Source organism: Photorhabdus heterorhabditis (assembly GCF_018448905.1).
In the GTDB taxonomy this organism is placed as follows: domain Bacteria; phylum Pseudomonadota; class Gammaproteobacteria; order Enterobacterales; family Enterobacteriaceae; genus Photorhabdus; species Photorhabdus heterorhabditis.
The window spans coordinates 36,697-56,786 of sequence record NZ_RCWA01000030.1 but is presented as its reverse complement, the minus strand read 5'-3'; the positions used below and the strand labels follow the sequence as shown (position 1 = coordinate 56,786).

The 20,090-nt window shown below is 43.4% G+C and carries 16 protein-coding genes; 4 read left to right on the top strand and 12 right to left on the bottom strand.

Features of this window, described 5'->3' with window-relative positions; genetic code table 11:
* The first annotated feature begins 519 nt into the window (after positions 1–519).
* Positions 520–1,725: a tyrosine transporter TyrP gene (gene tyrP, locus EAE89_RS16985; protein WP_214086277.1), complete on the top strand. Its 1,206-nt coding sequence runs from the start codon at positions 520–522 to the stop codon at positions 1,723–1,725.
* A 56-nt stretch (positions 1,726–1,781) separates the two neighbouring features.
* On the opposite strand, the gene EAE89_RS16980 is transcribed toward tyrP, so the two are convergent.
* Positions 1,782–2,324 carry a YfaZ family outer membrane protein gene (locus EAE89_RS16980; protein ID WP_214086276.1) on the bottom strand — a complete coding sequence of 181 codons (543 nt, stop codon included), beginning with the start codon at positions 2,322–2,324 and terminating at the stop codon, positions 1,782–1,784.
* 274 nt (positions 2,325–2,598) lie between these two features.
* Between EAE89_RS16980 and EAE89_RS16975 the strand changes: the two genes are divergently transcribed.
* A complete protein-coding gene (locus EAE89_RS16975; protein ID WP_054479354.1) occupies positions 2,599–4,041 on the top strand; it encodes a catalase in 1,443 nt (480 codons plus the stop codon).
* Between the two features lie 495 nt (positions 4,042–4,536).
* Here the strand turns inward: EAE89_RS16975 and menE are convergent, their stop codons facing one another.
* The 5 genes from menE to menD are packed head-to-tail and all read right to left on the bottom strand — an operon-like array spanning position 4,537 to position 10,205.
* Positions 4,537–5,937 (bottom strand): o-succinylbenzoate--CoA ligase, encoded by a 1,401-nt coding sequence (gene menE, locus EAE89_RS16970; RefSeq protein ID WP_214086275.1) that lies wholly within the window; start codon positions 5,935–5,937, stop codon positions 4,537–4,539.
* Positions 5,925–6,896 carry an o-succinylbenzoate synthase gene (menC, locus tag EAE89_RS16965; RefSeq protein WP_214086279.1) on the bottom strand — a complete coding sequence of 324 codons (972 nt, stop codon included), beginning with the start codon at positions 6,894–6,896 and terminating at the stop codon, positions 5,925–5,927. Before menC ends, menE begins: the two co-directional genes overlap by 13 nt.
* Entirely contained in the window at positions 6,896–7,753 is an 858-nt protein-coding gene (gene menB / locus EAE89_RS16960) for a 1,4-dihydroxy-2-naphthoyl-CoA synthase (protein ID WP_054479358.1), read from the bottom strand. The genes menC and menB overlap by 1 nt, the downstream gene beginning before the upstream one ends.
* Before the next feature lie 2 nt (positions 7,754–7,755).
* The gene (gene menH, locus EAE89_RS16955) at positions 7,756–8,535 is read right to left on the bottom strand and encodes a 2-succinyl-6-hydroxy-2,4-cyclohexadiene-1-carboxylate synthase (protein WP_054479415.1); all 780 of its coding nucleotides are present in this window, start codon (positions 8,533–8,535) and stop codon (positions 7,756–7,758) included.
* Positions 8,532–10,205, bottom strand: a complete 1,674-nt coding sequence (gene menD / locus EAE89_RS16950) for a 2-succinyl-5-enolpyruvyl-6-hydroxy-3-cyclohexene-1-carboxylic-acid synthase (RefSeq protein WP_054479360.1) — start codon at positions 10,203–10,205, stop codon at positions 8,532–8,534. The genes menH and menD overlap by 4 nt, the downstream gene beginning before the upstream one ends.
* A 1,172-nt stretch (positions 10,206–11,377) precedes the next feature.
* On the opposite strand from menD, the gene EAE89_RS16945 reads away from it, so the two are divergent.
* Both EAE89_RS16945 and EAE89_RS16940 read left to right on the top strand, forming a co-directional pair.
* Positions 11,378–12,604, top strand: coding sequence for an alpha-xenorhabdolysin family binary toxin subunit A (locus EAE89_RS16945; RefSeq protein WP_054479362.1), 1,227 nt, complete (start codon positions 11,378–11,380; stop codon positions 12,602–12,604).
* A 45-nt stretch (positions 12,605–12,649) separates the two neighbouring features.
* The gene (locus EAE89_RS16940) at positions 12,650–13,711 is read left to right on the top strand and encodes an alpha-xenorhabdolysin family binary toxin subunit B (protein ID WP_054479364.1); all 1,062 of its coding nucleotides are present in this window, start codon (positions 12,650–12,652) and stop codon (positions 13,709–13,711) included.
* 130 nt (positions 13,712–13,841) lie between these two features.
* Here EAE89_RS16940 and nuoN read toward each other — a convergent pair whose 3' ends face one another.
* The 6 genes from nuoN to nuoI are packed head-to-tail and all read right to left on the bottom strand — an operon-like array spanning position 13,842 to position 20,090.
* On the bottom strand, positions 13,842–15,299 hold the full coding sequence (gene nuoN / locus EAE89_RS16935) for an NADH-quinone oxidoreductase subunit NuoN (RefSeq protein ID WP_214086274.1): 1,458 nt from the start codon (positions 15,297–15,299) through the stop codon (positions 13,842–13,844).
* A 6-nt stretch (positions 15,300–15,305) separates the two neighbouring features.
* Positions 15,306–16,826, bottom strand: a complete 1,521-nt coding sequence (gene nuoM, locus EAE89_RS16930) for an NADH-quinone oxidoreductase subunit M (RefSeq protein WP_054479368.1) — start codon at positions 16,824–16,826, stop codon at positions 15,306–15,308.
* A 20-nt stretch (positions 16,827–16,846) separates the two neighbouring features.
* Complete coding sequence (nuoL, locus tag EAE89_RS16925; protein ID WP_149617162.1) at positions 16,847–18,694, bottom strand: NADH-quinone oxidoreductase subunit L; 1,848 nt, start codon at positions 18,692–18,694, stop codon at positions 16,847–16,849.
* Entirely contained in the window at positions 18,691–18,993 is a 303-nt protein-coding gene (gene nuoK / locus EAE89_RS16920) for an NADH-quinone oxidoreductase subunit NuoK (RefSeq protein ID WP_015833671.1), read from the bottom strand. The genes nuoL and nuoK overlap by 4 nt, the downstream gene beginning before the upstream one ends.
* On the bottom strand, positions 18,990–19,535 hold the full coding sequence (nuoJ, locus tag EAE89_RS16915) for an NADH-quinone oxidoreductase subunit J (protein ID WP_054479373.1): 546 nt from the start codon (positions 19,533–19,535) through the stop codon (positions 18,990–18,992). The genes nuoK and nuoJ overlap by 4 nt, the downstream gene beginning before the upstream one ends.
* Before the next feature lie 12 nt (positions 19,536–19,547).
* Positions 19,548–20,090: an NADH-quinone oxidoreductase subunit NuoI gene (nuoI, locus tag EAE89_RS16910; protein WP_015833669.1), complete on the bottom strand. Its 543-nt coding sequence runs from the start codon at positions 20,088–20,090 to the stop codon at positions 19,548–19,550.

Genomic DNA, 20,090 nt, shown 5'->3' with positions numbered 1-20,090 from the left:
GTCAGGCTGCGGTGATAAAACAGCCATCTTTCCACAGAGAATATTGATGATTTAATAGTGACATCATCAAACTATTCTAATGTGAAATTAATTGACCGTCAGAATGAATAGTGTGAAATGTGATCAGAGATCAGTTATTTACTGCTGTTAATGGTGAATTAGATATATTAAATTCCGAAAAATCACGATAAGACTGGAGATATTGTTTCCTTACGCCCGGCCTGACTCTTTCAGTTTTCGTGTGATGGTATTACGCCGATAGCCTGGCAATCGGGCCATAGCAAGCTCCCATGATGAAAATAAATATTATTTAAGTTTTAATAAAATCTGGTTTTTTTTAAAATTAATAGAATAAGTAACTTTTTATATTTAATGAAATACATAATTCAGATTGATACAAAAATATAAAATGTAATTATTTATTTACACTAAGTGTAACCATTGTTTGACAGAAATAAATTGATCCTTTAGCCTACCTTTCTATAACTATTTCAATCAATTCAGAAACATGAGGAAAGCGTGAAGAATCGCACTCTTGGCAGTATTTTCATCGTAGCGGGAACAACTATTGGAGCTGGAATGCTAGCTATGCCACTGGCGGCGGCGGGTGTTGGCTTTGGTACAACTTTCGTGATGTTAGTCGCTCTTTGGGTTTTAATGAGCTATACCGCTTTATTGCTGGTGGAAGTTTACCAGTACAACCCGGCAAATACCGGGTTGGGAACACTAGCAAAACGCTATCTGGGGCGCGGCGGTCAATGGCTTACCGGTTTCAGTATGCTATTCCTGATGTATGCTCTGACAACAGCTTATATCAGTGGTGCCGGAGAATTGCTATCAGGCAGCCTCTCTTCATGGCTGGATAAACCTGTTTCCGTATCATTTGGGATACTGACTTTCACTATTGTGGCCGGCGGCGTTGTTTCTATTGGTACGCAATCTGTTGATATGGTGAACCGCCTGTTGTTTACCGCAAAAATCATCTTCCTGATTATTATGCTGACAGTCATGATGCCCCATATAAAAAGTACTAACTTGCTCTCAATGCCTTTGGAGCGGGGCTTAGTATTATCTGCCATTCCTGTAGTATTCACCTCTTTTGGCTTTCACGGCAGTGTGCCAAGTATTGTGAGTTATATGGGGGGCAATACCCGTAAGTTACGCAAGATATTTGTCATCGGGAGTGCTATCCCACTGGCGGCTTATATCCTGTGGCAATTAACCACACTGGGAGCAATTTCTTCCCATACTTTTGTCGGAATTCTGTCAGAACAATCGGGGTTAAATGGACTATTACAAGCGGTGAGAGAAGTTGTCGCGACTCCTCGAGTAGAGCTTGCTGTCCATCTATTTGCCGACTTAGCTCTGGCAACCTCATTTCTTGGCGTCTCTTTAGGTTTGTTCGATTACATAGCAGATCTGTTCAAACTCCGCAAAAATGCGACAGGCCGCCTGCAAACAGGTGTAGTGACTTTTGTTCCACCGTTACTTTGCGCTTTATACTATCCAAACTTTGTTATGGCTCTGACTTTCGCGGCAGTAGCGCTGTCTATTCTCGCTCTGCTTTTGCCTTCAATGCTGGCATGGCGTAGCCGCCAAATTGAACAAAGAGCTTATCGGGTCAAAGGCGGAAAGCCCACTTTGGTTCTAGTGTTTCTTTGCGGGATTGCCGTTATTGCTATCCAGATTGGTATTGTTAGCGGATTACTGCCAGAAGTGGGTTAATCAGGCATGGAAATTGTCCACATCAGAAATAGTGTGGACAATTTCATAAAAGTGGATCAGAAATTCAAACCGACACCAACATAAAATCCATCAGCCAGTTTGTTATCCCGATCCCCCTCTTTCCCTCTCATATTCATCATTCGATAACCTGCATCCACTGTCAGCGGTTTAAATACTGTAAAACGCAAACCCCCATTTGCCTCAGTATAAGAATCAATACCGGAAGTTAAACCAGACGGAGCACCGTAAACTTCACCATACAGGGATAAAGACGGTGTAACAGCCCAGCTCAAACCGACGCCTCCAGCCAATGCCCCGCCATCTTTTCCATCTTTAGGTAATAAATAAAGCGCTTTACCGCCAACACTGGCGGTTAACGGACCAACAGGCAGGCTAAATGCGGTGCCAAAACTTCCCAAGTGCCCATTATGATCACTACGTACCCAGTTACCATTAAAAGATAATCCAGCACTATTATCACCAATTGCAGCTGAAGTATTGGTAAAATGACGACCAGCTTGAAGATTAATAGAAATCGCATTTGCTGATCCAGTAATTAATAACAAACTGGTCGTTCCCGCAATAAGATAAGCCTTCATGATATTTCCCCTTTATTTACTTAATCTTAAGTATTTTACTTAAACACAATTCAATCAATGGACAACAAAAACAAATGAATCATCTATACTTACTAAATATGTGTGGATTTGTTTATTGAGTTTATTTAATGCAATCATTACTCATATAAAATAATTTTTCTACTCAACAATAAAGAAAAAAATAATATCAGAATAAAATTTTAATCTGTTGACCAAAACATTTTCCTTATCAGCGATCCCGCTGTTTTTTTTCATGTAAAACAGGAGAAGTGTGATGAAAAAGAGAGGACTTACAACGGTTGCAGGAGCTCCCGTCGTTGACAACAATAACGTCATTACCGCAGGACAACGCGGCCCTATGATGTTGCAGGATGTTTGGTTTTTAGAAAAACTGGCCCATTTTGATCGTGAAGTTATTCCAGAGCGTCGTATGCACGCCAAAGGCTCTGGAGCTTATGGAACCTTTGTTGTCACTAACGATATCACCAAATATACCCGTGCTAAGATTTTCTCTGAAATAGGCAAAAAAACAGAAATGTTTGCCCGTTTTTCAACAGTAGCCGGTGAACGCGGAGCAGCCGACGCTGAACGTGATATTCGTGGTTTTGCACTCAAATTCTATACAGAAGAAGGTAACTGGGATTTAGTGGGTAACAATACGCCGGTATTTTATCTTCGTGATCCCCTGAAATTCCCAGATCTTAACCATGTTGTTAAACGTGATCCACATACCAACTTGCGTAATCCTGCCTATAAATGGGATTTTTTCTCTCACCAGCCTGAATCACTGCACCAACTAACCATTGATTTCAGTGACCGTGGTATGCCTAAATCTTTCCGTCATATGCACGGTTTTGGTAGCCATGCATTCAGCTTTATCAACTCAGATAATGAACGTTTCTGGGTGAAATTTCATTTCCGTTGCCAGCAAGGCATTAAGAACTTAATGGATGAAGAAGCGGAAGCGCTAGTCGGTAAAGATCGTGAAAGTTCTCAGCGCGACTTGTTTACAGCCATTGAACAAGGCGATTATCCGCGCTGGAAACTGAAAGTTCAGATAATGCCAGAAAAAGAAGCGGCTACAGTACCATACAACCCATTTGATCTGACAAAAGTCTGGCCTCACGGCGACTATCCAATGATCGAAGTCGGTTATTTCGAGCTGCACCGTAACCCTGAAAACTATTTCTCAGAAGTTGAACAAGCTGCGTTTAACCCAGCTAATGTCATACCCGGTATTAGTTTCTCCCCTGATAAGATGTTACAGGGTCGCCTGTTCTCTTATGGTGATGCTCAACGTTATCGTCTTGGCGTTAACCACCATCAAATTCCGGTCAATACTCCTCGTTGTCCGTTCCATAATTATCACCGTGATGGTGCAATGCGTGTCGACGGTAACAGCGGCAATACTGTGACTTATGAACCAAACAACGCTGGGTTGTTCCAGGAACAACCTGAATTCAAACATCCATCATTAGCTTTAGAAGGAGATGCTGACAACTGGAACCATCGTCAAGATGAAGATTATTTCAGCCAGCCTCGTAGACTGTTTATGTTAATAAACAGTAAAGAGCATCAACGTATGTTTGATCGTATCGCCAGTGAGCTATCGCAAGCACATGAAGATACTCAACGTCGTCAGGTTGAGCTATTTAGAAAAGTTCACCCAGAATACGGTGATGGTGTTGAAAAAGCCCTGAAAAAAATCAAAGGCTAATTTCTAGCAACGCTGTTCTTTAACAATCTCTGCCCATTATTACACGATAAATAATGGGCAGTAGCAGAGTTCAATTCCTATTTACATCATCAGCTTTTGCCACATCATAGATAACTCTGTGACCGGGGCAGGGCGGGATCTCACATTTTCTATATGGTTATTGTGGATAAAAACAACCCTCTACTAGCTCAATAAATGTTCATGCCAGATATCAAAACCTATCAATAAAATCGTATTGAATGTGAGAAATTATCAATATCTGCGAAATGTATAATTTTTACGCAAAGTAGAATCCCGCCCTGGTGACCGGGGTGAGTGAGTGCGGCCAACAAAGAGGCAACTTGAAAGATAACAGGTATAGATGGATATATGATTTTTTCATTACCCCAGATAGTGAGTCCAAAAGATGGCAGGATAATTTGTTATCATTTATGTTTAATATTGCACTCAGAGATGGATATCCATCTCACCACACAAAATACAAATCAAAATAGCTCAATATAAACCTGGCAAATCCAATACCCATTTTTTGATTTGCTGACGGGAAATTTTAATACCGCTATTTTTAAACTGATGAGGTAACAGATAGTAAGCCACTGGACGCTGAAAAGAAGCCAGTTTATCAATCAGCCATTCGGGCAATGAATCAATGACCTCAGATGAATTACTGTCGATAACAACAGCGGGACGATAACCAAATTCAAGATCGGGTACAGGAACAGCAAAACTTTGCTTTACTTGTGGATAGGTATTAATCACCCGTTCAATCTCTTCCGGTTGAATACCTTCTCCACCGCTGAAAAATTGATTATCCATCCGGCCAAGTATTCGTAATTCACCATTTTGCCTCATTCCCCGATCTCGGGTATGAAACCAACCATCACTATCAGTCAATAGTTGTAATTTACCATCCAGCCAATATCCACTGGCAAGGCTATCAGAACGAATATGAATTTCCTCATTTATCAACCGAATTTCCTTACCCGGCAGTGGATTTCCCACACCAGAAAACTCATCTGCTCGTTTAACACATACCGTTGAAGCCAGTTCCGTCAAGCCATAACCACACCAACAACGAATGCCTCTCCGTTCTGCCCTTTGAGTCAATGCAACCGGGATCATAGCACCACCCAAAAGCACTTCTTTCAAATTTGGTAGCGGATTTTGTGACTGCTCCAGTAACCGCCAGAGCTGAGTCGGCACTAATGAAGCATGTGTACAATCTGCCAAAGCATGCTCCAGTGGATTAATATTTCTCAGTACCAAAGAAGCTCCTTTCATTAACCAGCGCCAAATAATCCCCTGACCAGATACATGAAACAACGGCAATGAAAGCAACCAACTATCTTGCTGTTGGAAATTCATCACAGAAAGTACATCCTGCGCACTAGCAAGATGGGCATAGATTGAATGAACAGCCGCTTTAGGCAATCCAGAAGAACCGGAAGTCAAAATCATACTGGCTGGGCGCATTGCATCCCATGCAGCAGCACTATCATCAGAATTCAGTGAGTTACTTTGCCAATTAAGAGGACTGGAATTTATAACGAGCAAATCATCACCACAGAAATCAGCAACAAAATCAATCTTCAAATGTGGCAGTAATTCAGACAGGAGTATTTCAGGCAATTGAGGATTCAGTGGCAACACCCGCGCACCACACTGTAGTGCTGCAAGATAACAAAACAGCATCTCTTCGCTATTTTTCCCCCGCAGCATGACTCCGCTTCCTTCAACGACCCCCTGTTGGCGAAAATTGGCCGCTATTGCATCCAAAGAAGTCACCAACTGATGCCAGTTTAGAGAGCGATTAGGCAATCTGATGGCAATATGTTCAGGATTAAGAGATGCCCAGTAGCGCCACGGCCACTGGGTAAATGGATTTAACTGCACCATGCGATTTCTAACTCGTCCAATCCTTTTACTGGAATCGTGCTACCCGGCCAACAACGCACTAACTGAAACTGAATCAATTCCAGCGTATCCAACCCAGGAATAGTCGCAGGCGTCAACCAATGAGCAATGCGGGCAAGCTGACTCAGGCCGAAACTGGTTTCAATACTGGAGCTGATCACCGCCTCTAATCCAGCATTGTGCGCAGCTGAAATCAACTGACGACAGCGGGCAAGACTGCCAACTAACGTGGGTTTGATAACAATAGCGGCAACCCCTTTCTGAGCCTCTACTTTAAAGCCTTCATCACGGACACTTTCATCCCATGCAATGGCGATCCCTGTATCACGGGCAAAAGCAAGCGATTCTTTCGCGGTTTGACAAGGTTCTTCCAAAAAGGCAATTCGGTGGCGGTAATCAGGATTCACATATTTAGCAAAGCCATCCGCTTTAACACGATTCCAACTACGGTTAGCATCCAGCCGCAAAGCTAAATCCGGTACTGCTTCCAACAGAACATTAACCACCATACCGTCACGTACTGCTTCATACAGCCCGACTTTTACCTTGGCGATTTTTTGCCCACTCATTTCACTGAGACGAACAATCAGTTCATCAGGATCACCATTACACAGTGGTGCTTTCCGGTAATCAGCTTCTTCCGGCAATTTACTCTGTAATTCAGCTATTGCGCAGCTAATTCCAAATGCCACAGAAGGTAATTCACTTTCGTCAGACTCAGCACCAAGACACCACTGTTTAAGCCATGTCGTAGCAGTTTCACCCGCCTGCTCAAGCGTTTCCTTGCTGAATTCGGGCAGAGGTGCAATTTCACCCCATCCCTGTTGACCATTTTCCTGCAAGTGAACCAGAAAGCCGTCACGGGTTTTAAGCCGCTGATATCGCAGGACAACGCCTGTTTCCATCGGCAAGCTGAATCGGTATAAAGTTGCGGTACGCATCATGGGTTACGTTTAAATTTGCTGAAATCAGGGTTGCGTTTCTCATTGAAGGCATTTCGTCCCTCTTGGCTTTCTTCTGTCATGTAGAAAAGCATCGTGGCGTTACCTGCCAGTTCCTGCAATCCAGATTGACCATCACAGTCAGCATTCAGAGCAGATTTCAAGCAACGCAGAGCCATTGGACTATTTTCCAACATTTCACGGCACCAGCGAACAGTCTCTTTTTCCAGATCCGCATAAGGTACAACCGTATTAACCAGCCCCATCTCTAACGCTTGTTTAGCATCATACTGACGACACAGGAACCAGATTTCGCGCGCTTTTTTCTGACCGACAATTCGCGCCATATAAGACGCCCCCCAACCGCCGTCAAAAGAGCCAACTTTAGGCCCGGTCTGACCAAAAATAGCGTTATCAGCGGCAATAGTCAGATCACACACCAAATGCAATACATGACCGCCACCAATAGCATAGCCAGCAACCATAGCAACAACCGGTTTTGAACAATTACGGATTTGGCGCTGAAAATCCAATACATTCAGGTGATGCATACCATTGGCATCCTTATAGCCTCCGTAGTCACCCCGGATTTTCTGATCACCACCAGCACAAAAGGCTTTTTCACCCATACCGGTTAGAATAATCACACCGATAGAACCATCATAACGGGCATCATCTAATGCCTGCATCATCTCTTTAACCGTCAACGGACGGAACGCATTACGTACTTGCGGGCGATTGATGGTGATTTTAGCAATGCCATCGGTGGATTTGTGATAAAGAATATCTTCAAACCCTTCGGAACAGTCCTGCCATTCAATTTGGGCGTAAAGTTCTTCTTCGCTCGGGTAAATCATACTCATAATTCCTTATAATCAAAGAGTGATAAAAAATGGTTTACTGCCGTAGCAAACGCTGTCGCGTTCGCTCTGTGGCCATTATGCCCAACATGCTGAATAGTTTGCAGGGGTAAGGCATAATGTTCTGCCAATTGCTGGAATTTCTTATCATTTTCGCCGCACAAGTACATGAAAGGTAATGTCAGTTGTTGCAGTACAGGAACCAACCAAGGTTGATGTCCAAGCGAAGTATTTTCCAGCATATCAGCCACACAATTGCCATTATTCTGGCGGCGTACTTTAATCAGTTGCTGGCGCTGTTCAGGTAATAGATCAGAAAATACTGTCTGCTGATACCAATCAGACAAAACTTGTTCAATCGGCTGGGAACGAAAACGTCTGGCCCAACCTCTATCGTGGTTGAGACGATCATTGCGCTCCCGCCGGGAAAGCAAACCCGGGTTTCCGCCTTCAACCAGCAACCCACATAGCCCCCGAATATCACCATAACAGGCATAATTCATAGCAATGCGTCCACCCAAGGAGTAACCAATCAACCAATATTGATCAATTTGCTGTTCTCTTAACGTTTCCGACAAAAGACGATTCATATCTGTGAAATCTTTTATCTGCACCTCTGCGGAATCGCCGTGACCGGGTAAATCTATTATCAATGAGGGATACTGAGCACACCGCTTCACTAATGGCAACCATTCATCACCACGGCCCAATAATCCATGCAACCAAACCAGCCACGGGCGATCATTGTGACTGTTGAACTTATGGCAAACCAGATTCACAGCATAACCACCTGTTTTAAAAGCTGTTGCAAACACTCAGCGCCTTCTCTATCTGGTACTTTCAGTTCAATCAATGTCGTTTCATTTTGTTGCCATGCTTGTTCAGTACACTGCTTCAAGTCAGTCCAGCTTTGTGGGCTAACATATTTCAGGCCAAACATAGCGGCAGCATGATCAAAATTGACGTATTGAGGCATGCAGTAAAAACGCTGTCTTTCCTCTTCCGGCGTCGGCAGTAAAGAGAAAATTTGTCCACCGTTATTATTAACGACGATTAATACTGTTGAAGAGGAAGGATGACGCAATAATGCCAGGCTATTCAAATCATAAAGGGCAGATAAATCACCAATAATAGCCAAAGTTGGTTTTGCCGTTGCTCGCTGTACGCCTGCCACAGTAGAAATCAATCCATCAATACCGCTTGCCCCTCGGTTACTGTAGACCGGATAGCCTGCTGGCAATTGTCCCAATGCATCTATCAGACGAACTATCAGACTGTTACCCACAAATAACTGCCCGTATTCAGGTAATAATTCATTCAATCGATAAGCCACAGCTGCTTCACTGAATTTCCCTGCCAGTGCTGCCCTGACGCAATTAACCGCTTTCTCTGACCAGATTATAAGCTCTTCTGCCCACGGTGTACGCGATTGTGCCGGGTGAACCAGTAACCAGTCAGCAATATTACAGGTTAATTTTCTGCCACGATGATTAGCGGGATCAAGCCGCCCCGGTATTGCATCAATAATCCAGAACTCCTCTGGCTGACATTTAGCTTGCCACTGTAACAAACGTTTTCCTGTCAGGCTGGAACCAAACTGCACTACCAATTGCGCCTGAGCTAAAATTTCCTGTGCATGAGGATTATTCAACCATAAATCGGCGCAAGGTAATGGCTGGCCGGTTTGTGAAAGCGCATTGCCAATCAACGGCCAGCCCAATGTCTTTGCCCATTTAGCCACCTTAACGCCCTCTTGAGCACTCATTCGACCCGCCAATACAATGCCCTGCTTCTGTTGCCAATAGTGCCAATCCTGAACTTCTGCCACAACATTCGCGACTGGTTGACTCAACCAAGGTTTGTTGCTTTTCCACCAATCGCCTAACTGTCGCAACCACTCATCATATGGAGGTTCTTCATTACCATATAATGGCTCGGCAAATGGGCAATTAATATGCAAAGCGCCATGTTGCAAATTCGCCATAGCATGATCTATAACAGAAACTAGCCAGCTCGCCGTTATATCAGCTGTTGGTCTTGGCAAAGAAATTGTTTGGCATGGATGAGAAGCAAAAATACCATTCTGACGGATAGCCTGATTCGCACCACAATCCATCAATTCTGGAGGCCGATCGGCAGTAAGGAAAACGATCCGTTCGCCCGTCAAACTGGCTTCAATTAATGCAGGATAGAGGTTTGCCACTGCGGTCCCAGAAGTCACGATAACAGCAACAGGCTCTTTACTTGCTTTGGACAATCCCAGTGCCAGATGTCCTAATCCGCGTTCGTCAAAATGAGTATGACAAATCAGTTTGTTATTTGACGCGGCGGCCATTGTTAAAGGTGTGGAACGTGAACCTGGCGCAATGCAAACATGACGTAATCCGTAGCGAGTAAGTGCTTCCAATAAAAGTTCCGCCCAGCGGCGGTTAAATGCGCTGTTTGACATATTTTACTCAGAAAATATTTATAAAAGCTGACTATCAGTATACTAACGACATGGATAATTATTTCTTTATCCTAGTTCAATGAATTGACAGTTAATCGGAAAACATTTTTGCTAACTTACTTACCTTTCAGTAACGATCCCAGGCATTCAGCCCCCAGATCTGTGGAAACTGACTTGCAGCCAGTAAGTACTGCAATCGGTTGTCAGAAGAAATGAAATCTGTTGGGTATATGCAATTTACAAAAAAACGGTTCTTTTATTTACTACGAAAAATTTACTAAATAAATACCGTTATTATCAACCAAGAAATAAACATTTATATTTTGAAAAAACATTTTCTATAAAAATATATTTTATTTGCACAATAGCCAAATGGAATTATAAAAACATACACCTTATTTGTTAATTTTAACCATTATATGAACAATTAAGGATTTAATTAAGATATTATATACCTGTTATCTTTCAAGTTGCCTCTTTGTTGGCTGCACTCACTCACCCCGGTCACAGAGTTCTCTATGACATAGTTATCTATGCTCCCGGGGATTCGCTCCCTTGCCGTCTCGATGCATCTTGAAATCTATTGGGCATAAATCAAAACCTTTATTCAATGACTTAAGGTAAATAGAACACAATTCCATCTATTTTTTAAACAAGCCATAAATAATAAATTAAAAAACACCTGACTTACTCTTTACAAGAATACCATATTAACTACCTTTTAAATTAAAAATACAGAGATCATGTAATCACCACGCCATATAAACACAACCAATTGTTTTAAATGAATTTTTTTAAAAAACACATTTAAATAATTTATATTTCCACATTCTAATGTCAATAAAAAAAGATATTTAATCCATATAAACAAGAAAGAAAAAATAATATTTTTACATTAAATTAATAAAATAATAATTTACGCTATTTAATTCCATATATCAGATATAAAAAAACCATGAATAATTTTATTTAAAATTAATAGTCATGTAAAAAAACATTTAATAAAACTCATGAATTAAACTATTTTTTCAACAATCAACCCCATAAACTTATGTATTTTTAATTAAGATTATTCAATAAAAAATACAACGTGAATTTAACAACATGAGTATTATGACTTCCGGTTGTGCCTTGATGTATTTAATAATTTTTCAATAAAGCAAGAACTATTAATGGAGAAATATATGTTATTAGCTCAACTTCCAGAGGAAAAGATACTGAACGAAACAGATATTCCCTTAGCTACCTTACAATTACTGACTGGTAAACAAGAAGGTGTTGCACGCCCCGGCGGAATATTTACCAAAGAAGACCTGATTAATATCAAACTATATGTTAAGAAAGGGCTATCACTACCTTTTAATATTGAGCAAGTGAAAAGTTATCTTGGCTACCAACAAGTCAATATCGCTGGATTAGAACCCGAGGATATTCATGCCTTATTTGAAGAAATCCGTACCCACTCACTTAGCTGGAGTGAAGTAGAAAAAGATGTTCTGCAACAGAGCATAGATCTAGAAGTTGTTGGTAAACAAATTACCGAAACCGGAGATAATATAATCAGTATTATCAATGAGATGCCAATTATTGAACGTATCAAGAAAAAATTGGGAAACATCTCAAATAGACAACTTGCCGAGATAACCTACACCCACGAAGACAAAGAAGTCTCATATGCTCTGGGAGAAATCCTCGACACCATGAAGAACGACATCGAGAAACAACGGCAGAAAACCGAAAAGGTCAAAAACGAAGTATCCGATTTTAAATTAAAACTTATCGGCGGCAGACTGACAAACGGCAGTATTGCTATGGGCTTACAACCACAGGTTGAAAGCAAAAGAAAGCTAATGAAAGACAATAAAATGTCGGTCAACATTGAAGATCTGGACGAAAAGATCATCGAGAAAAAAGCAGAAATCGACCAACTTAGGCAAGATTACAACAAATTTGTGGGTCTGGCTTTTTCCGGTATCGCCGGAGGGATTATAGGTCTTGCGATTACTGGCGGCATCTTTGGCTCCAAAGCAGAAGAAGTACGAAAGCGGAAAAACATGCTGATCGAAGAAGTGCGTAGCCTGGAAGAAAACATTAAAGGTAAACGCTCACTGCAAAAATCCATTACTAATTTATCCCTTGATTTTAGCGATATGGATACCCGTTTGTTGGATGCAGAAGTCGCACTAAATCATTTGGATTACATGTGGCAATCCATGCTGACCCAGCTCAATGCCTCTAAAGATAAATTCACCCAAATTAACGATGCACTAAACCTGACCTCTTTTATAACTAAATTCCAGCAAGTAATAAGCCCCTGGAAAGAGGTAGAAGGTTCCGCCAAACAATTAGTCAAGGTTTTCGATGAAGCGTTGAAAGAATACAAACATCGCTATAACTAATCGTTTCCCGTATTACACAGAATTATAGAAAAAAGGAGCACAAAAATGACAGAAATCATCACTTTCCCTCAGAAAACTATTACTTATCCAGAAATCAGCGTAAAAACTTTGAGCCAAGCGGTGAAAAACATCTGGCGTTTAGCACACCAGCAAAAATCAGGCATTGAAATCATCCAGGAAAAAATTCTGCGGATAGGCGTATATAGCCGTGATATCGATGAAGCCGCTCGCGATTCTATACCTCAACTACAAGCCGTCCTGAGACAACTTCCTCCTCAAGACTATTTCCAAACTCTCATCGAAATTGATACCGCTCTGGAAAACCCTGAGCTGGATGAGGAGACACGAAATACCCTGTTGGAGGCTCGTTCAGAGGAGATCAGCAGTCTGAACAAAGATATCAAGAACGTCATTTCCAACTTACATAAAGAAGCTAACATAATGGCTAGCAAAATTGCCGATGTTCGCAATGTCATCATTGTAGAGCGCCTGGAGGAGAGTCTGAAAGAAGAGCAGGAAAGAAAAGAGGAATTACAGGCCGATATCACCCAGAAAGAGCAAAATAAGGCCAAACTGCTCCCAAATCGCAACAAAATCATCGAAAGCCAAGATATTATTCGCCAATATAATCTAGCCGATATGTTTAAGGACTATATTCCCAATGCCAGTGAACTGGACAAACTGAACCTGGATAGCCCTAAAAAAGAGCTTATCAAACAGGCGATCAAACAGGGTGTCGAGATCGCTAAAAAAATCCTAGGCCATATTTCCACCGGGCTGAAATATATTGAGCTAGCTGATGCAAGAATCAAATTAGACGCACAAATCTCTCAATTAGGCAAAGATTGCGACGATTTAAAAACCCAATTAAAAGGCGTAGAGCAACGGATTGCTGGTATAGAAAATGCGCATCAAATTGACAAAGAACGCACTACCCTACTACTCCAGGCAACTAAACTAGAACAGATATGGACTACCTTTGCCAACCAATTACAGGAAACAACAGACAATAAAACCAGCCAACAAGATTTGCCCAAACTTATAAACAACCAACTAGCTTTCCTTGATGATTTGGCACTGCAATATCACACAATGATACTGCACTAAGCGCAATTCCCTGCCCTTGATATAACCCGCATAGGGTGTCGTTCAAGATATTGAACGTAAAACAACCCGGTAAGGACAACCTTACCGGGTTTTAATTATTCCAAATAATTCATCACAATCGATTGATTATTTAGAGAATAATTTTCGCTTGCTGTATTACATCAATCAGCGGTTGAGGCCAGATACCTAACGCTAATACCAGTAATGCAGAAATCAGAACAACCATCCCACCGGCAGTCAATGCCCAGTTCCTTGGAGCATCACGGTTAAGGGCTTTCGGTGCAGGCAGGTACAAACTAACCATCACCCGTAGATAGTAATAAAGCCCAATAGCACTACCTATCACCACAGCACCAGTCAACCACCACAGTTCAGCCTTCACACCCAATACAATCACGTAGAACTTACCAATAAAGCCAAACGTCATTGGGATACCCGCCAGTGACAACATCATCACCGTCATAACTGCCGACAGGATAGGTTTATGCCAGAACAGGCCACGGTATGAGTAGAGGGAATCTGCATCTGGCCCTTTATATGGGCTGGACATTAAACTAACGACACCAAATGCACCGATACTGCTAAACAGATAACCTGCCAGATAGATACCCACTGTTTCTTCTGACAGCTGATGATTCTGTACCGCCACCATAGCCACCAGCAGATAACCTAAATGAGCAATAGAAGAATAACCGAGCAGGCGTTTAATATTAGTCTGCGTCAGCGCCATCAAGTTACCGAACAGCATAGAAGCAATCGCAATGATAGCTAATACCGTACGCAATGCTTCACTGTCTGCCATTGGTGCTTCAACAAACAGACGTATCACTACGGCAAAAATCGCTATCTTACTAGCTGTTGCCAGAAAGGTAGAAACCGGTGCAGGTGCTCCTTGATAGACGTCTGGTGTCCAGAGATGGAATGGTACCAGAGACAATTTGAAGCCAAGGCCAACAATCAACATACCCAGACCGGCCAGTATCAATGGTTGATAGATGTAACTGTCGGACAAACGATGCCCCAGCGCAGAAAAAGAGAGATCGCCCGATTCCGCATACAGCAATGCCATACCAAACAGCATAAAAGAAGAGGCTGCCGCAGACAGCAACATGTACTTAATAGCGGCTTCCAGCGGGCGTCTCTGACGATATGCATAGCCAATCAAACCAAACAACGGCAAAGTTAATAACTCAATGCCGATAAACAATGATGCCAGATGGTTTGCACAGGCCAGTAGAATACCGCCTACTGTTGCAATCAGCACCAGCAAGTAGAACTCTTCTTTATTATCTGGATAATTTTCCAACCAAGAATAGGCGAAAGTAGACGTTGCCAGACTCGCAACCAGCACCATACCAATATAGAGCATAGCATAGCTATCGACATGAACCAACGGAGTGACATCCATTGCCTCCTGCTGTCCGACAAAATAGAGGGACAACAGCGCCAAGTTCAAACCTATCACGGTCAGAGTTGTATTAATAAAGTGATCGCGTCGCCACGCAATGGACAGCATCACAACGACTACCGTCAATCCGACGATCAACAGCGGTAACAGCGCGATCAGTTGTTGAGGAGTTATTGTCATGGCGAATTACGGCCTTGTAGTTGAAATTGAAGCTGAATACCAGGTCTGGACGTTATCCATCGCTGCCGCTGAAGTATCAAGGATAGGTTGTGGGTAGAAACCCATAATCACCAGTAATACCAACAGCACCATTACAATGGATATTTCTCGCATATCCATCCGTCTTAGTGGTTCATCTGATTTTGGCGTACCGTAATAAGCACGCTGCATCATATACAGCGCATAGACAGAAGCGAAAACCAGACCAAACACAGAAATCGTTATAATTAACGGAAATTCACTAAAACTACCAAACAGGATCATAAATTCACCGACGAAGTTACCGGTTCCCGGCATTCCCAGTGTCGCAACCGCAAAGGACAGCGATAACGCAGGCAAGAACTGCACACGTTTCCACAAGCCACCCATAAGATTCATATCACGGGTATGTAAGCGCTCATAAAGCTGACCACACAGAATAAACAGACCCGCAGCTGACAAACCATGAGCAATCATCTGAATAATTGCCCCCTGATAAGCAAGCTGGCTGCCAGAATAGATCGCGATTAACACAAACCCCATATGAGAGATACTGGTATAAGCAATCAAGCGCTTAATATCTGTCTGGCTAAATGCCATCCATGCACCATAGAAGATCCCAAGTATACCTAACCACATAGCGATAGGCGTAAACTCATGGGAAGCTTCCGGGAAGAGTGGCAAACCGAAACGCAACAAACCATAACCCGCTGTTTTCAGTAAGATACCTGCCAGGTCAACAGAACCCGCTGTTGGCGCCTGACTGTGCGCATCAGGTAACCACCCATGTAAAGGCACGACTGGCATTTTTACAGCAAAAGCAATGAAGAAGCCTAGCATCAGCAAGTATTGAACGGTATGTGACATCGGTGTATTCAGCAGTTTTTCATAGCTGAATGTCCATTCGCCCGTCGCGTTATAGTGGACCAGTACCAGTGCCATAATCGCAATTAGCATCACCAGACCACTCGCCTGGGTATAAATGAAAAACTTAGTCGCCGCAGTGATACGGGTCTTACCTCCTGAGCCTCTGTGGCCCCACAATGCAATCAGGAAGTACATCGGTACCAACATCATTTCCCAGAAAAAGAAAAACAGGAACATGTCGATAGCGAGGAACACCCCCATCACACCACCGAGTATCCACAGCAAGTTCAAGTGGAAGAAACCTTGATAAGGCTGATTCTCTGTCCAGGAACAGAGAATGGCCATCAGGCCCAGCAGTGCGGTCAATACCACCATCAGCAGAGATAAACCATCCAAAGCAAGGTGAATACTGATGCCAAAACGTGGAATCCACGGCATAAGAAATTCTGATTGCCATTGAGGTATTCCCTGCGGATTAGCCAAGGTATAGCCCCCCTGCAACCACAATTGCAGAGCGAGCACCAGAGTCAACCCCATCGAGATTAACGCTATCCAACGCGGTACACGGGTACCAAAGCGTTCAGCCTGCCAACTCAGCAGACCACCGATGAAGGGCATAAGAATTAGCCAAGGTAATAGCATGGCGCAATGTGTCCCTTAAATTAAACCAGTAGCAGCAGAGCTAAAACCAGCACTGCACCCAACCCCATAGAGGCAACGTACCAACGGACCTGTCCGTTTTCACTCAGGCTAAGACCTTTGTTACTCCAGCGTGATAACACTGCGGGAATATTCATTAGTGAATTTAGCGGATCGTTTCGCAATAAATGTGTAATGTTCTTGAACGGCTTAACAAATACCCAGTCATACAAAACATCAAAGCCCCAAGCATTAAACCACCATACAGACAGGAAACGGCCCGGAGAACTTTGTGCCACACTATTCACTAATCGACGTTTACCCAGATACAAGGCTACCGCCAGCAAAATACCGGCAACAGCAACCACACCGGAAATCACTTCCAACATCATTTTGCCTGTATCACTCGTTACATGGTCTTCCGGTAACACACCTGCCAATGGTGGTACAATCAGCGCACCCACGAAGGTGGAGAGCACCAGTAATACCAGTAATGGCAGATGATGGGTAATACCTTTAACAGGGTGAGCTTTGGTTTTCGCTTCACCGTGGAACACAATGAAAATCATTCGGAAGGTATACAGTGACGTCATAAATGCACCAGCCAAACCCGCCAACATCAGGTTGATATGACCATGTGACATTGCCCCCCACAGAATTTCATCTTTACTGTAGAAACCCGCCGTGACAATGGGTAGTGCTGATAACGCCGCGCCACCAACCAAAAAGCAGATATAAACCAACGGAATGGATTTACGTAACCCACCCATTTTGAAAATATTCTGTTCGTGGTGACACGCCAGGATAACGGAGCCAGATGCCAGGAACAGCAACGCTTTAAAGAATGCGTGAGTCATCAAGTGGAAGATTGCAGCATCCCATGCCTGAACACCCAACGCTAGGAACATGTATCCAATTTGGCTCATCGTTGAATAAGCCAACACACGTTTAATATCTGTCTGCACCAGCGCAGCAAAACCAGCTAACACCAGAGTGATGGCACCGATAGTACCAACCAGTTGTAAAATCTCCGGCGCCATCAGGAACAGACCATGGCTGCGAGCAATCAGGTAAACCCCTGCGGTTACCATGGTTGCGGCGTGAATCAGCGCAGAAACGGGGGTCGGGCCTGCCATTGCATCGGCCAACCAGGTTTGTAACGGCAACTGAGCTGATTTACCTACTGCACCACCCAATAACATCAGCGTTGCCCAAGTAATCACAGAAGAACCCGCTTCCAGATGTTGCGGAGCCAAAACCGCTAACTCACGGAAGTTCAGTGTTCCCAGATTGTCATACAGAATGAACATGCCGATAGCTAGGAATACATCACCCACACGAGTAACGACAAAGGCTTTCATTGCAGCAGCACCGTTTGCTGGGTTGGTATAGTAGAAGCCAATCAGTAAATAACTGCACAGCCCTACCCCTTCCCAACCGAGATACATCAGCATCAAGTTATCCGCCAAAACCAGTATCACCATGCTGGCGATAAACAGGTTGGTATAAGCAAAGAAGCGAGAATACCCTTCTTCACCGCGCATATACCATGAAGCATACATATGGATCAGGAAACCAACGCCGGTTACCACACTCAGCATGGTAAGAGACAAACCATCAAGAACCAATGTGAAAGGAATACTGAAATTCCCAACTTCCATCCAGTTCCACAGGTTCTGGCTGTAAACCAGATCACCCGCCACATTCTGGCTGTTGAAATCAATAGCAACCCACAGAGTCACCAATGCAGCCAAGCCAATAGAACTAACCCCAACGGTGGCTGATGTGTTTTCAGACCAGCGGCCACGGGAAAATGCCAACAGCAAAAATCCTAACAGTGGCAACAGAATTGTTAAATAGAGTAAGTTCATCCGCGCATCTCACTGACTATATCAATATTCAGATTCTGGCGACGACGATAGAGCTGTAATAACAGCGCCAAGCCGATACTCGCCTCTGCTGCCGCCAAACTAATAGCCAGAATGAACATCACCTGACCATCTGGCTGGCCCCAATAGCTGCCTACCACAACAAAAGCCAGCGCCGCAGCATTAATCATCACTTCAAGCCCAATTAACATAAATAACAGATTGCGGCGGATGATAAGCCCAGTCAGGCCCAGAACAAATAAAATTGCCGCCAAAATCAGGCCATGTTGAAGAGGTATCATGGTTGTTCCTCCGAATTTCGGTTGCTGAGCACTTCACCTTGTTTGTGTTCACGACCAATGTGATACGCCACCACCATACCCGCCAGTAACAGCAAAGAAGCCAGTTCAACGGCCAGTACATACGGACCAAATAAACTGATACCCACTTCTTTAGCGCTGATAACTTCACCCGTGATATTGTCAGCAATATTGCCATGAGAAACATTGATAATGGCGTACACAAGTACGACAAGCAGCGCCGCTGACAATATACCTGGACCAATCCAGGTACGCGGCTTCAGCCAGATACGTTCTTGTTCAACAACAGACTTGCCAAGGTTAAGCATCATCACCACGAAAACGAACAGCACCATAATGGCCCCGGCGTAGACGATGATTTCCAGCGCACCAGCAAAGTAAGCACCCAGCGAAAAAAACACCGCTGAAAGTGCTAGCAGAGAAACAATCAGATACAAAAGCGCATGTACCGGATTAGTGTGGGTAATCACCCTGATAGTTGCCAATATAGCAACCAGTCCAGCGGTATAAAACGTAAACTCCATGAATATCGCTCCTTACGGCAACAGACTTTTAACGTCGATGGGTTTCGCTTCGTTGTCGGCTTCACCTTTTGATTTGCCGTCAATTGCCATACCTGTCTTACGGTAAAAGTTATAATCAGGATATTTACCTGGACCTGAAATCGTCAGGTCATCTTTTTCATACACCAAATCCTGACGTTTAAACTCACCCATTTCGAAATCTGGTGTTAATTGGATCGCAGTAGTCGGACAAGCTTCTTCACACAGACCGCAAAAAATGCAGCGTGAGAAGTTAATGCGGAAAAACTCTGGATACCAACGACCATCTTTATGCTCAGCCTTTTGCAATGAGATACACCCCACCGGGCAAACTGCCGCACAAAGGTTACAAGCAACACAACGCTCTTCACCATCCGGATCACGCGTTAGCACAATACGGCCACGGTAACGGGGTGGCAGATAAACCGGTTCCTCTGGATACATTTGGGTTTCGCGCTTATGAAAGGCATGCAGGCCAATCATCCAAATACTGCGTACCTGGGTGGCGAAACCAACCACTAACTCTTTCAATGTCAT